We start from the raw sequence: 13,045 nt of genomic DNA, 5'->3' as shown, positions 1-13,045 counted from the left end.
TTTGATGTTTATTATGAAGAATTTTGAATTCAGAATTTCATTTGTTAATGGAGATGCCTCATTCTTAAATGAGGGCTGGTCAACTGGAAAAGACTTTCTTGAACATGTTTATGGGGATGACACGGGAGTTCCTGTGACAGGCATCTCTATATCTGTCGAGACGGAGTCTGGTAAAAAGGTGTCTATTGTGGTGCCGAATAACCAGTCAGATCCATATGTCCTGGTTGACGGAAGGAAATTTAAGTAGTGAGTAGGGTGGGCAAACGGCTTTATCGTTTGCCCACGCAAGCCGCCATAATTGGCGGGCAAGCAAAAAGCCGCTTGCCCGCCCTACGGTGTTGAGCGAAGTCGAAAGGCACTGTTACAGAACCGCGCTTGCTCCTTCCTCAGCCCCGGATAATCCACCCGCAATCCCCCTCCTACCACTTTCCCCTACCATCCTGCTGCAAGATAGTGTATGCTGTCTGTTTTTCCTGTCCGGCAGAGCGGTCGTTGGCTGCTTCGCCCGCAAGCTGCTCTACCCTTTCTCAGGCATTTTACTTCTTTCATATACCAAGGAGAACACCATGAAACTGATCCTTCTCGGCGCACCTGGCGCAGGCAAAGGCACTGTAGCCAAGTTGCTGACAGCTATTGACGGCTCTGTCCAAATTTCCACCGGCGACATCCTGCGCGGCGCAGTTCAGGCTGGAACTGAACTGGGCAGAGAGGCAGAAGGCTACATGAAGCGCGGCGATTTGGTGCCTGATTCCCTGATCATGGGCATCATGGAGAAACGCCTGCAAGAGCCAGACTGCGCCAAAGGCTTCTTGCTCGACGGTTTCCCCCGTACCATCCCGCAAGCTGAGGATCTGAAGAAGCTGCTGGTCAAATTAGGCATCACTTTAGACTGTGTGGTGAGCATTGACGTGCCCAAAGACATCATTCTCGACCGTCTTTGCACCCGTCGCACCTGTGAGAACTCAGCTTGCCAGGCTATTTACAACGTTAAGTCCAACCCGCCCAAGCAAGCAGGCCTTTGCGACAAATGCGGCTCCAAGGTTGTGCAGCGTGAGGACGAAACTGAGGAGGCCATCAGCCACCGTCTCGCCACCTACAACGAGAAGACTGCGCCGCTGATCGGTTTCTACAAGAAAGAAGGGATGCTCCTTTCTGTTGAAGCCGTGAGCAGCGATGCCGTAATTGCTGCTGTCAAGAAAGAGCTGCATCTGTAATTCCCTGTGCTGTTCGGGCAGAGGGTTTCCCTTCTGCCCTTCCGTCAATTCTTCTCCCTTTTTTCAGTCATGAGCAATGCCATTGTCACCCGGACCAATCTGCCGGAACTCAACCTGCTGCACCGGGGCAAGGTGCGCGACATGTACGAAATTCCCGGCCATGCCGACAAGCTGCTAATGATCGCCACTGACCGGATTTCCGCCTATGATGTGGTCATGGAGGACCCAGTGCCGGGCAAAGGCCAGATGCTGACGCAAATTTCCCTGTTCTGGTTCGAGCTACTGGCTGATATCGTGCCCAATCACCTGCTTTCTGCGGATGTTGACCAATACCCGGCCATCTGTCACCAATATCGCGAGCAGCTCGAAGGCCGCTCCATGCTGGTACGCCGCACCAAAGTAGTGCCCATCGAGTGCATTGTCCGAGGCTATCTTTCCGGATCGTTCTGGTCAGCTTACAAGAAGAATACCACGGTTTGCGGCTTTGCCTTGCCCGCTGGCCTGCGGGAGTCAGACAAGTTTCCCCAGCCGCTCTTCACCCCGTCAACCAAGGCCGAGCAGGGTTTGCATGATGAAAACATCTCCGTCGCCAAGATGGAGGAGATCGTCGGCAAAGAAACCGCCACCAAGATGGCCGACATCAGTCTGCGCCTCTACGCAAAGGCAGCGGAATACGCTTTGCACAAGGGCATCATCATTGCTGACACTAAGTTTGAGCTGGGCATGGTGGATGGCGAACTGCTGCTGATTGATGAGGTGCTGACCCCAGATTCGTCCCGCTTCTGGCCGGTAGATGAGTACGCGCCAGGCAAGGGCCAGCCGAGCTTTGACAAGCAGTTCCTGCGCGACTACCTGTCCTCCTTAGATTGGAACAAGCAGCCCCCGCCGCCACCGCTGCCACAGGAAATTGTTGAGAAAACAGCGGCCCGTTATCAGGAAGCACGGGAGAGGCTAATGGCTGCCTAGTACCAAACGCACCAGTTGTACTCGGTTGCAAAGGAGTTGTAGTCGGCAGGAAAGGAGTTCTGCTTGGCCAAACTGCTTTCCTAGTCGGCCACAAAGGAGTTTTGCCGACTAAAACTCCTCTGCGGCTAATCAAAACTCCTTTCCTACTCGGCAGAACTTCTTTGGTAATCGGCCAGACTCCTTTGTGGCCGAGTACAACTCCTTTGTTACTCGGCAAAACTCCTCTTTGGCCAAGCCGAACTTCTTGCTTAGTGAGTAGCATTCTTGTTTTATGAGCTTTATGAGGAAATAGAAAAATTTGATTTCCTCATGCCCGAAAACAAAAAGCCCCTCCCGTTTCACCGGGAAGGGCCGTCTGCTTCAGACCTGCTTTAAGCCAGCTTACGCCTGCTCAAGCGACTTGAACCTGCTCTGGAGGAACTTCCAGCTTCTCTCCACATCCTTCTGCGAGGCTTCCATCAGCGCGTCGCACTGCGCGGGGTTCGCCATCTTGAGCTGACGGTAGCGGTTCTCGTTCAAAGCATACTCCGCGAATTTAATGGTCGGCTCTTTCGAGTCAATGATCAGCGGATTCTTGCCCTGCTCTTCCAGCATCGGATTGTAGCGGTAGAGCGGCCAATGCCCGCAGGCCACCGCCTTTTTCTGCTGCTCCAAGCCGGATTTAAGATCAAAGCCGTGGTTGATGCAATGCGCGTAGGCGATGATGATGGACGGGCCGTTGTAGGCCTCGGCCTCGTTGATCGCTTTCACCGCCTGCTGCGGGTCTGCGCCAAGGGCGATGCGGGCTACGTAGATGTTGCCGTAGGTGGAGAAGATCATGCCCATGTCTTTCTTGGCCATTTTCTTGCCGCCAGCAGCAAACTGGGCAACCGCCGCACGGGGCGTGGACTTGGACATCTGGCCACCGGTGTTCGAGTAAACTTCCGTGTCTAAAACCAGCACGTTGATGTTCTCGCCGGAAGCCAAGACGTGATCCAAACCGCCGTAGCCGATGTCATACGCCCAGCCGTCGCCGCCGAAGCACCAGACTGATTTCTTGACTAAATAATCCGCAACTGGCAGAAGGCGGGTGGCAACCACGCTCGTGCTGTTTGCCAGAGCCTTCTTCAGCTCCTCGACCCTGCCGCGCTGGGCCTCAATCTCGTCCTGCGTCGTCTGCGTGGCTTTCAGCAGGGAATCAGCGAATTCCTGATTCACGATGCCCTCAGTGGCGGCGAGCTGAAGCAGCTCGGCAGCCTGCATGGCCAGCTTGTTGACGCTCTGCCTCATGCCGAAACCGTACTCGGCGTTGTCCTCGAAGAGCGAGTTCGACCAGGAAGGCCCGCGTCCGTCGTTGCGCTTGCAGTAGGGCGTGGTCGGCAGGTTGCCGCCGTAGATCGAAGAGCAGCCGGTGGCATTGGCGATCAGCATCCGGTCGCCGAAAAGCTGGGTGACTAATTTGATGTACGGGGTCTCGCCGCAGCCGCCGCAGGCGCCGGAGAACTCGAACAGGGGCCGCTTGAGCTGGCTGCCCTTGACCGTGGCCGGGTTGAGCAGGCTGCTGTCCACCTCTGGCAGGGCCATGAAAACCTTCCAGTTCTTGCTCGAAGCAAGGCGGATGGCCTCGGTGTTGGGCACCATCTTCAGAGCGGATTCCTCGGTCTTGTTGCCCTCGGCATCCTTCTTCCGGGCTGGACAGACCGTGGAGCAGAGGGTGCAGCCCACGCAGTCAGAGGTGGAAATCTGGATGGTGAACTTGCTGCCTGCGAACTCTTTGCCCACTGCGTCCGCAGTCTTGAAGGACTCGTCCGCTCCGGCAGCAGCCAAAGCCTCTGGCGTGGCAATCTTCATCCGGTTGCAGCCATGCGGGCAAACCAAGGAGCAGCGTCCGCACTGAATGCAGGTCTCTGCCGACCATTCCGGGACATTCACGGCGATGTTGCGCTTCTCCCACTGGGTGGTGGCGGTGGGCCAGCGGCCATCAGCAGGCATCTCGGAGACTTTGATCTGATCTCCCTTGCCCTGAATCATCTTCGCGGTCACTTGCTTGACGAAATCAGGAGCCTCGGCAGGCACGGTCTCTGGCAGTGCATGGCCGGTGATTTGCTCAGGCAGCGTAACCTGCACAATGTTGTTGACCGCCGCATCCACTGCGCCGTAGTTCATGTTCAGAACTTTGTCGCCCTTCTTGCCATAGGTCTTCTTGATCGCGTCTTTGATCGCTTTGACCGCCTCATCATGGGTCAGGATGCCGGAGATCAGGAAGAAGGCGGTCTGCATGATCATGTTGATGTGCGCGCCCAGACCGAGGGCTATAGCCAGCTTGACCGCGTCAATGATATAGAACTTCGCCTTCTTCTCAAGCATTTGCTGCTGCACTTTGGCAGGCAGGTGATCCCAAATCGTGTCTTTGTCAAAGGAGGTGGTCAGAAGGAAGGTGCCGCCCTCCTCCAGATTGGCCAGCATGTCGTAGCTGTCCAAGAAGGTGAAGTTGTGGCAGGCAACAAAGCTGGCCTTGCTGATCAGATACGGGGCGACCACCTTGTTCTCGCCGAAGCGGAGATGGGAGACGGTCATCGAGCCGGACTTCTTCGAGTCATAAACGAAGTAGCCTTGGGCTGAGTTGCTGGTCTCCGTGCCGATGATTTTGATCGTGTTTTTGTTCGCACCGACCGTGCCGTCTGCGCCAAGACCGTAGAACATGGCCCGATAAACATCTTCGCCCTCAATGTTGAAGGACTTATCGTAGTCCAGCGAGCTGTAGGTCACGTCGTCATTCGGGCCGACGCAGAATTTGTTCTTCGGCGCGAGCGAGGCCATGTTGTCATACACGGCTAAAACCATTGCCGGGCTGAACTCGGCTGAACCCAAGCCGTAGCGTCCGCCGACGATGATCGGCATGAACATGGCCGGATTCGCCTCGGCTGCCTCGCTGACTGCGGCGCGGACATCAAGATACAGCGGCTCTCCCGGTGCGCCTGGCTCTTTGCAGCGGTCAAGCACGGTGATGCGCTCGACAGTGGGCGGCAGGGCATTGACCATAGCCTTGACATCAAAGGGCCGGAACAGACGGACAACAACCATGCCCACCTTTCTGCCCTCAGCCACCAGATGATCAATGGTGGCGGCCACGGTTTCTGCGCCAGAACCCATGATCACAATCACATCGGTCGCGTCCGGTGCGCCGTAATAATCAAAGAGGCGGTACTTGCGGCCAGTCAGGGCGGCGAACTTGTTCATCGTCTCCTGAACAATGCCCGGCACCGCGTTGTAGTATTTGTTGACGGTCTCGCGGCCCGTGAAATAAACATCCGGGTTCTGCGCCGTGCCGGACATGGAAGGCCGGTCAGGTGTCAGGGCGCGCATTCTGTGCTCGGTGATCAGCTTCTCGTCAATCATCGCCAGCATGTCGTCGTTGGTCAGCTGCTCGACCTTCTGAATCTCGTGCGAGGTGCGGAAGCCGTCAAAGAAGTGCATAAAGGGGATGCGCGAAGCCAGCGTGGCCTGGGTGGAGATCAGAGCTAAATCCTGCGCCTCCTGCACGTTCTGCGAGCAGATCATTGCCCAACCGGTCTGCCGTGCGCTCATCACGTCGCCATGATCACCGAAGATCGAAAGCCCTTGGCAGGCCAAGGAACGGGCGGTGATGTGGAAGACGGTCGGGGTCAGCTCGCCCGCGATCTTGTACATGTTTGGCAGCATCAGCAGCAGGCCCTGCGAGGCGGTGAAGGTGGTGCAGAGAGCGCCGGTGCCTAAAGCTCCATGCAATGCGCCAGCCACGCCGCCTTCAGACTGCATCTGGGAGATTGCCGGAACAGAACCCCAGATGTTCTTCTGGCCAGCCGAAGCCTTGACATCCGCCTCAGCAGCCATCGGCGAAGAGGGAGTGATGGGGTAGATGGTGATGACTTCACTGGTGGCATAGGCGACGTGCGTGCAGGCCTGATTGCCGTCAATGGTGACCATTTTTCGCGACATGTAAATCTCCCTTAATCCTGAAGTTGACGTTCCGGCAGGGTGCCGTAAAATATACAAACTGGACGCAAGGCTGCTGCGGGTCTGCAATTTGCAGCTTGCGGTGATTGCGTTTTGATGCTACAGAGAAAGACTGCGTTCCGGCGCAGCGAAAACTGCGGGCCGACAGCCGGAAAAGAGCAGAAATCTGTCATTATAGAGTATAATCGTTGTTTGCGCAAGGGAAAGAAGGTGAGACTCTGACTTGGAACACGACCTTTTCAGGCAATCGCCCAAATTTATAATAAGGGACGGGATATAGGGACAGGCTTTTTCTGCGCTCCCGTGTTTTTTGTCTGGCTACAGCGGAGATACGCGCCTCTGTAGATTTTATTTGAAAAAATACAGCTTTTTCCTGCTACAGAGCCAGCCGGAAACGGCCTGATGCACACTGAAATTGCCCTAATTTCAATTGGAATTGATCTGATTCCAATTGAAATCAGGCCGTTTTCGATTGAAATCGCCTTGTTTCCTGTTAAAATTGGTTCAAAGTCAACAGAAAATACCCTGATTCCGATTGACATCAGGCCGTTTTCGATTGGAATCGCCTTGATTTCGGCTGGAATTGGTTCAAAGTCAACATGAATTGCCCCGATTCCAATTGACATCGGGCCATTTTCGATTTGAATTACCTTGATTCCAATTGGAAACAGGGCAATTCAAATTGGAATCGTCTCAATTCCAATCGGAATCAGGGTGATTCCAATTGGAACAGTGTCAATCCCGATTGACATTGGCACGATGTAAACGGCAAAAAAGCCGTTGGTGGCCGCAGATTTCCAGTTGGCTGTTTTCTTTTTATTGGAATCAAAGGAAACGGCAGTTCTCTCGCCGCCAGATTGCTCTTGCAGCAGATATGTTGTCGCAAAAAGGATGGACAGCAAAAATAGCGTAACATAACCAGTGAATATACCGGTGAACAACAATAACGTGACATGATGAAGAAAACGACCTGTATCTATCTATTCCTCGTCTGCTTCTCCGCAACATCTGTGTATGCCGAAGGCGACTGGATTGCCGACACGAAAACCGGCTGCAAGGTCTGGAATCCTGTTCCTGCCTCGGATGAATCCATCACATGGTCAGGCAAATGCAAAGATGGCAAGGCAGATGGCAAAGGCTCCTTGGATTGGTATAAAAACAGCGAGCTGCAAAGCACCATCATCGGCGTGATGCAAGATGGCCGCTGCACTCAGGATTGCTCTGTCAAAACGAAGGGCGGAGACAGCTACGTCGGCGAAATGAAGGACAACCTGCCGCATGGCAAAGGTAAAATCACTCGTGCTGATGGCGGGCTATATGAGGGGGAAATAAAAGACGGCGAGCGACATGGCAAAGGAACTTTGAAGTTTGCTAGCGGGGAAGTTTATTCTGGCGAATGGAAAAATGGCAAAATGAATGGCCAAGGAGAATTGTCCTCCGCTGATGGCAAGCAAAAATACACTGGAGAATTTAAAGAGGACATGCCGCATGGCCACGGCAGCATGATTTATGAGGACGGCAGCAAATATGAAGGCGAGTGGTCAGAAGGAAGACGGCACGGCAAAGGCAAGTACACCGCTAAAGATGGCACTTCTCAGGAAGAGACGTGGGAAAATGGGCAAAAGCAATGAGGTGGAAACTATTTCTTCTCGGTGCTCTGCTTTCTTGCGCATCCTTAGTTCAAGGGGCGGAGCATTGGATTGCTGATCAGAAAACCGGCTGTCAAATCAAAAACCCTTTGCCTCTTCCTGATGAGTCGGTCAGCTGGTCTGGCGGCTGCGTGGATGGCAAGGCCAGCGGGCCAGGAACGCTGCGCTGGTATGCCAACAGCACATTGTTTTTGACCTTGAACGGTGTGATGGAGGCTGGCCAATGTCGCCGCAATTGCACTGTAAGTACTAAGGGCGGTAACAAATATGTTGGTGACTTGCTGGACAACAGGCCGCACGGCAGTGGCATCATGAGCTACGCTGACGGCACAAAATACTCCGGCGGCTGGGCAGGCGGCAAGAAGCACGGCAAAGGAACCTTTGTTGCCAAAGACGGCTCTTCGCAGGAAGAGTTGTGGGAGCACGGCAAAAAGTATTCTGACGCGAAGCATTGAAGTCCTTCAGCGATGCCGATATCACCCGCCTCACATCTTGGCTTGCCCGGCAGGATGATTTTGTTTTTCTCGAAAGCTCTAGGGTGACGGCAGAGAATCACCGCTCCTTCCTTTTCCTCAAGCCTCTCCGCCAGCTGATCTATCATCCTGATAATGACGCAAAGGCTTTTTTAGAGCAAGCTGATCAGCTCCGGCAGCAAGGCTTTTATCTGGCCGGATGGCTGGATTACGAATTCGGCTATTTGCTAGAGCCGCGCCTGCGCCGTTTTCTGGCCAAGAACAACAGACCACTGGCTGTGTTCGGCGTATATAAGGAACCGCTGATTTTCAACCATCAGACTGGCCTGGGCAGCGGCGGCAAATGGCCAAGCGAGGAGCACACGGCAGAAGACTCTTTCATCTGCACGGAGCTGCGGACAAGCATTTCGCAAGCAGAATATTTGCACGCGGTCGAGAAAATCCAAGAGTACATCCAAGCTGGTGATAGTTACCAGGTCAACTTCACACTGCATTTTGATTTTACCTTTCAAGGCTCGGTTGCGGCCCTGTATCGTGCCCTGCGCCGCAATCAGTCGGTCTGTTACAGCGCGTGGATTCGCCATAATGGCTTTGATATCCTCAGCTTCTCCCCAGAGTTGTTCTTTCGTGCCGATGCGGACAAGGTACAAGTGCGGCCCATGAAGGGCACTCTGCGTCGTGGCCGCACCAATGTCGAGGACGAGGAGCGGCGGCAGAGGCTGCAAGCCGACCCGAAGAATCGGAGCGAAAACGTTATGATTGTTGACCTGCTCCGCAACGATTTGGGCCGCCTACTCCACGAATCCGGCGGCGGTCAGGTCGTGCCTCGCGCCCTGTTCGAGGTGGAGACCTACGAATCTCTGCTGCAAATGACCTCCACCATTGACGGCATCCCAGCAGGAGCCGCGCCATCCTTTCGCCAGCTGATCGAGGCCCTGTTTCCCTGCGGTTCAGTCACGGGCGCACCGAAGATTAGAACGATGGAAATCATTCAAGAGCTGGAACAGCAGCGAGGCGTGTACTGCGGGGCTGTTGGCTTCACCAGCCAAAAAGAAAGCTGCTTCAACGTGCCAATCCGTACCTTAGAGCTAGAGAATGGTCGGGGCAGAATGGGCATCGGCTCTGGCATTGTTGCCGATTCCAAGCCAGAGGAGGAATGGGCAGAGTGCCTGCTCAAAGGCAATTTTCTGACTAAGAACGAGCCGGATTTCCAGCTCATCGAAACTCTGCTCTGGCAACCGGAAAGTGGCTTTTTTCTCTTGGATTATCATCTGGAACGACTAGCCGACTCAGCCCGTTATTTCCATTTCCACTGCGATGTTGAGGAAATCCGCACACGCTTAGTAGAGCAAGCAGTTCAACAGAGCAACCAGCAGCTGCGGGTACGACTGCTGCTTTACCGCGACGGCAGGCTTGAAATCACCTCTGCAATGCTCATGAACGAACTGACACCGGAGCTACCAAAGGTAGTTTTCTCCCAGCAGCAGGTTGACTCGAGCAACCCACACCTTTTCCACAAAACTACCCGCCGGGAGCTGTACGACCGAGAACGTGCCTTGGCTGGGCAGCAGGGTTATTATGAGGTACTCTTCACCAACACTGCTGGGCAGGTGACAGAAGGGAGTATCGCCAACATCTTCCTTCGGTTGAAAAAGGACGAGCTGTTCCTCACCCCGCCAGTCAGCTGTGGCCTGTTAGCTGGAACGTTCCGACGGATGCTGCTTGAAAAGGGCAAGGCTGTTGAGCGGATCTTGACGAGGGATGACATTCTCGCAGCGGAAGAGCTGTATGTGGCGAATTCGGTGCGGGGACTTGTTGAAGTACATTCATCCTGCGCAACGCTCTTGTGAAAACAGCTTGTTCGCGGGCAGACTCATTGACAGGAACTGTGATCAGAGTAGGCAAGACTCTAGAACATAACATGGAGGAATGGCATGGAAAAAATTCTGCATCTTCATATTGAGAAGTTGCCGGAAGGAGTATATCTGGCAACTTCAGAATCTGTGCAGGGACTTATCGCGCAGGGAAGAACTGTCGCTGAAACCTTGGAAATAGCCCGTGATGTGGCGCGGAAGCTGATAGAGGCCCAGCAAGAGGATGAACTGGCTGCTTTGCCCACAGTGAATGATGCGTTTGACTATCCACTGATTATCGGAGTCTGAAATGGGCAGGCTTTCCGGCTGCAACTACCGGCAAATCATCAAGATACTGAAGCGGCTCGGCTTTGTCTTCAGCCGACAGGCGGCGGGTAGCCACGAAATCTGGTATAACCCTGAGACTGGCCGCTACACAACCATTCCAAATCACTCCGGCGACATGCCGGAAGGCACGCTGCGGGCGATTTTGCAGCAGGCAGGAATTGATGCAGAGCAATTTTTGGCGCAAAAATAATGCGCTTCTAAAGCAAACCCATGACCGACATCACAAGCATCTGCGCCGCTGATCATCCCCAGAGCAGACTGCATCGGCTCTTTGACCGCAACTTCCTCGACTACACTGCCTACGTCATCCGCGAGCGGGCCATCCCGGACATCGACGACGGCCTGAAGCCGGTGCAGCGGCGCATCTTGCAGACGCTGCGCAACATGGACGACGGGCGCTATCACAAGGTGGCCAACGTGGTCGGCGAGACCATGAAGCTGCATCCGCACGGCGACCAGTCCATCTTTGCCGCCTTGGTCAACCTGGCGAACAAAGATCTGCTGATAGACCGGCAAGGCAACTTCGGCAATGTCTTTACTGGCGACCAAGCCTCGGCTGCTCGCTACATTGAATGCCGTCTCACGCCACTTGCCCGCGAGACCCTGTTCAATCCTGACCTAACAACGTTTGTTGATTCCTATGACGGCAGAATGCAGGAGCCTGTTTCCCTGCCTGCCAAGCTGCCGTTGCTCCTGCTGCTCGGTGCGGAAGGCATTGCCGTTGGTATGGCCACCAAGATCATGCCGCATAACTTCGGCGAACTGCTGCAAGCCCAGATTGATTATTTAGAGGGTAAGGATTTTCTCCTTTTGCCGGACTTTCCTGGCGGTGGCATCGTTGATGCCTCGGATTACGAGCAGGGTAATGGTAAGCTCCGCTGCCGCGCGAGGATGGAGTTGTCAGACAAAACAATTACCATCACGGAATTACCCTATACATTGACCACCGAAGCCTTGATTGAGTCGGTTGAACGGGCTGCCAAGGCCGGCAAGATCAAAATTGCCTCGATTAACGACTACACTGCCGAAAAGGTGGAGATCGAGATTAAGCTCCCGCGCGGTGTGTATGCAGAAGAAGTCGTGGCTGCCCTCTATGCCTTCACGGATTGCGAACTGAGCGTCTCGCCCAGCCTGGTACTGATCAAGGACAACATGCCCTGCATCATGGGTGTGGAGGAAGTACTGCGTCACAACACTGACAAGCTACAGCGTGATCTGGAAAAAGAGCTGCGCATCGAGCGAGGCCGCCTCCTTGACCGCCTTCACGCCTGCGCGCTGGAGCAAATCTTCATTGAACAGCGGTTGTATAAGCAGATTGAGGAGGAAACTTCTGCCAAAGCCGTGAGCACAGCGGTTCGCCAGGCCCTGGAACCCTTTGCCGAGCGACTCATCCGCAAAGTGAGCAAAGAGGACATCGAGCGGTTGTTAGATATTCGGATCAAGCGGATCTCGCGTTACGATCTGGACAAGCAGGCCAAGGAGATCCACTCGCTCGAACAAGGTATTGCCACCATTGATCGGCACTTGCAGGACATGATTCTCTTTACCAAGAACGCTCTGCACGGTTTGTTAGCCAAATACGGCCCGCAGTTTCCCCGGCAAAGCGAGTTGCGGGCCTTTGACCAGGTTGATGCCCGAGAAGCAGCTATCTCCAATCTGCAAGTGGTTTATGACCGCGAGTCTGGTTTTCTTGGCCACAAGATGACAGCCGAGCAGCCGGAGCTTGCAGTTGCTTGCTCCGAGCTAGACCGCCTTGTGCTTATCTTCCGCGACGGTTTGTACAAGGTGATCAACGTGCCAGACAAACTTTTTGTCGGTGGCGAGCTGCTTTGGGTCGGTGCGGTGCGGAAAAATCTGGTGTTCAATCTAATCTATCGCGCTGGCGCAGTGAATCTCAGCTATGTCAAACGCTTTAGAATGCCTGGCTTTATCCTCAACAAAGAATACCGGCTCTTTGAGGAGCATAAACGCTCGGCCATCCAGATGTTGGCCTTGGGTGAGAGCGGTATTCGGGCGCGAATCAGCCTTGCGCCGTCGGCCAGAGCGCGAAGTAATGTCTTAGAGATTGATTTTGACGAATATCTGATCAAAGGCGAGGCCGCACAAGGCAAGCGGATCAGCGAGCGAGCCGTGCGCAAAGTGACCGATATCAGCGGTCAGCCGAGGAAAGAAGGGGTAGAGTTACCTGTACTGCCTGGTTTGGAGCTACCCGCTGTTTGACAAGCCGTTGCATTTCCAAAACAAGTCGGCAGAAAGCTGTGTTGCTAGCTTTAACCTCTTCGTTGCCAGGTGCAAGAGGTGTGTGGCTCAGTACAAGAAGGTTTTTGCCGAGCAACAACTCTCTGTTGCTTAGTAACAGAATGTTTTGGCTAAACAAGAGAAGGTTGTAGCCGAGCAAAGACCTTCTCTAACTCGACAACAACTCTTTGTAGCCGAGCTACAAAAGGTTCCGGCTTGGCAGAAGAAGGTTGTTATCAAGCCACAACTCTTTGTGGCCAAGCAAGAGAAGGTTATTGCCGAGCAACAACCTTGTGTTATCGAGCCGCAACCTTCTTTGGGTAAGCAAG

At 54.1% G+C, this 13,045-nt stretch carries 14 protein-coding genes; 11 read left to right on the top strand and 3 right to left on the bottom strand.

All coding sequences use genetic code 11. The features are described from left to right. Positions 1-13: 13 nt before the first annotated feature. The 3 genes from ACNKIB_RS01910 to ACNKIB_RS01900 all read left to right on the top strand — a co-directional run bounded on the left by ACNKIB_RS01910 (position 14) and on the right by ACNKIB_RS01900 (position 2,180). Positions 14-247: a hypothetical protein gene (locus ACNKIB_RS01910; protein WP_417908851.1), complete on the top strand. Its 234-nt coding sequence runs from the start codon at positions 14-16 to the stop codon at positions 245-247. 319 nt (positions 248-566) lie between these two features. After that, complete coding sequence (locus ACNKIB_RS01905) at positions 567-1,214, top strand: adenylate kinase (protein WP_417908850.1); 648 nt, start codon at positions 567-569, stop codon at positions 1,212-1,214. Positions 1,215-1,283: 69 nt separating this feature from the next. After that, positions 1,284-2,180, top strand: coding sequence for a phosphoribosylaminoimidazolesuccinocarboxamide synthase (locus tag ACNKIB_RS01900; RefSeq protein WP_417908849.1), 897 nt, complete (start codon positions 1,284-1,286; stop codon positions 2,178-2,180). 129 nt (positions 2,181-2,309) lie between these two features. Here ACNKIB_RS01900 and ACNKIB_RS01895 read toward each other — a convergent pair whose 3' ends face one another. Both ACNKIB_RS01895 and nifJ read right to left on the bottom strand, forming a co-directional pair. Beyond that, positions 2,310-2,522, bottom strand: coding sequence for a hypothetical protein (locus tag ACNKIB_RS01895; protein ID WP_417908848.1), 213 nt, complete (start codon positions 2,520-2,522; stop codon positions 2,310-2,312). Between the two features lie 39 nt (positions 2,523-2,561). Then, positions 2,562-6,137, bottom strand: coding sequence for a pyruvate:ferredoxin (flavodoxin) oxidoreductase (gene nifJ, locus ACNKIB_RS01890; protein ID WP_417908847.1), 3,576 nt, complete (start codon positions 6,135-6,137; stop codon positions 2,562-2,564). Between the two features lie 420 nt (positions 6,138-6,557). On the opposite strand from nifJ, the gene ACNKIB_RS01885 reads away from it, so the two are divergent. Beyond that, complete coding sequence (locus ACNKIB_RS01885) at positions 6,558-6,758, top strand: hypothetical protein (RefSeq protein ID WP_417908846.1); 201 nt, start codon at positions 6,558-6,560, stop codon at positions 6,756-6,758. A gap of 74 nt (positions 6,759-6,832) precedes the next feature. Here the strand turns inward: ACNKIB_RS01885 and ACNKIB_RS01880 are convergent, their stop codons facing one another. Beyond that, positions 6,833-7,057, bottom strand: coding sequence for a hypothetical protein (locus ACNKIB_RS01880; RefSeq protein WP_417908845.1), 225 nt, complete (start codon positions 7,055-7,057; stop codon positions 6,833-6,835). A gap of 51 nt (positions 7,058-7,108) precedes the next feature. Between ACNKIB_RS01880 and ACNKIB_RS01875 the strand changes: the two genes are divergently transcribed. The 7 genes from ACNKIB_RS01875 to ACNKIB_RS01845 form a co-directional block, all read left to right on the top strand. Further along, positions 7,109-7,786 (top strand): MORN repeat-containing protein, encoded by a 678-nt coding sequence (locus tag ACNKIB_RS01875; protein ID WP_417908844.1) that lies wholly within the window; start codon positions 7,109-7,111, stop codon positions 7,784-7,786. Then, a complete protein-coding gene (locus tag ACNKIB_RS01870) occupies positions 7,783-8,259 on the top strand; it encodes a hypothetical protein (RefSeq protein WP_417908843.1) in 477 nt (158 codons plus the stop codon). Before ACNKIB_RS01875 ends, ACNKIB_RS01870 begins: the two co-directional genes overlap by 4 nt. Further along, entirely contained in the window at positions 8,256-10,127 is a 1,872-nt protein-coding gene (gene pabB, locus ACNKIB_RS01865) for an aminodeoxychorismate synthase component I (RefSeq protein WP_417908842.1), read from the top strand. The genes ACNKIB_RS01870 and pabB overlap by 4 nt, the downstream gene beginning before the upstream one ends. 84 nt (positions 10,128-10,211) lie before the next feature. Continuing rightward, positions 10,212-10,439 carry a type II toxin-antitoxin system HicB family antitoxin gene (locus tag ACNKIB_RS01860; RefSeq protein WP_417908841.1) on the top strand — a complete coding sequence of 76 codons (228 nt, stop codon included), beginning with the start codon at positions 10,212-10,214 and terminating at the stop codon, positions 10,437-10,439. 1 nt (position 10,440) lies between these two features. After that, positions 10,441-10,668 carry a type II toxin-antitoxin system HicA family toxin gene (locus tag ACNKIB_RS01855; protein ID WP_417908840.1) on the top strand — a complete coding sequence of 76 codons (228 nt, stop codon included), beginning with the start codon at positions 10,441-10,443 and terminating at the stop codon, positions 10,666-10,668. A 20-nt stretch (positions 10,669-10,688) separates the two neighbouring features. Further along, the gene (locus tag ACNKIB_RS01850; RefSeq protein WP_417908839.1) at positions 10,689-12,698 is read left to right on the top strand and encodes a DNA topoisomerase IV subunit A; all 2,010 of its coding nucleotides are present in this window, start codon (positions 10,689-10,691) and stop codon (positions 12,696-12,698) included. A 145-nt stretch (positions 12,699-12,843) separates the two neighbouring features. After that, positions 12,844-13,045, top strand: a 202-nt coding sequence (locus tag ACNKIB_RS01845; protein ID WP_417908838.1) for a hypothetical protein, incomplete at its 3' end; no start/stop codon positions are given.

It is taken from the genome of Candidatus Electronema sp. PJ (assembly GCF_048287395.1).
GTDB lineage: Bacteria > Desulfobacterota > Desulfobulbia > Desulfobulbales > Desulfobulbaceae > Electronema.
The sequence above is the reverse complement of the archived record's forward strand: the minus strand, read 5'-3'. Positions and strand labels throughout refer to the sequence as shown.

Excerpts from the sequence above, each read along its gene's own strand:
- ACNKIB_RS01850 (WP_417908839.1), top strand. The coding sequence starts at position 10,689 with ATGACCGACATCACAAGCATCTGCGCCGCTGATCATCCCCAGAGCAGA.
- ACNKIB_RS01875 (WP_417908844.1), top strand. The coding sequence starts at position 7,109 with ATGATGAAGAAAACGACCTGTATCTATCTATTCCTCGTCTGCTTCTCC.
- ACNKIB_RS01860 (WP_417908841.1), top strand. The coding sequence starts at position 10,212 with ATGGAAAAAATTCTGCATCTTCATATTGAGAAGTTGCCGGAAGGAGTA.
- ACNKIB_RS01855 (WP_417908840.1), top strand. The coding sequence starts at position 10,441 with ATGGGCAGGCTTTCCGGCTGCAACTACCGGCAAATCATCAAGATACTG.
- ACNKIB_RS01905 (WP_417908850.1), top strand. The coding sequence starts at position 567 with ATGAAACTGATCCTTCTCGGCGCACCTGGCGCAGGCAAAGGCACTGTA.
- ACNKIB_RS01870 (WP_417908843.1), top strand. The coding sequence starts at position 7,783 with ATGAGGTGGAAACTATTTCTTCTCGGTGCTCTGCTTTCTTGCGCATCC.
- ACNKIB_RS01910 (WP_417908851.1), top strand. The coding sequence starts at position 14 with ATGAAGAATTTTGAATTCAGAATTTCATTTGTTAATGGAGATGCCTCA.
- ACNKIB_RS01900 (WP_417908849.1), top strand. The coding sequence starts at position 1,284 with ATGAGCAATGCCATTGTCACCCGGACCAATCTGCCGGAACTCAACCTG.
- nifJ (WP_417908847.1), bottom strand. The coding sequence starts at position 6,137 with ATGTCGCGAAAAATGGTCACCATTGACGGCAATCAGGCCTGCACGCAC.
- ACNKIB_RS01885 (WP_417908846.1), top strand. The coding sequence starts at position 6,558 with ATGCACACTGAAATTGCCCTAATTTCAATTGGAATTGATCTGATTCCA.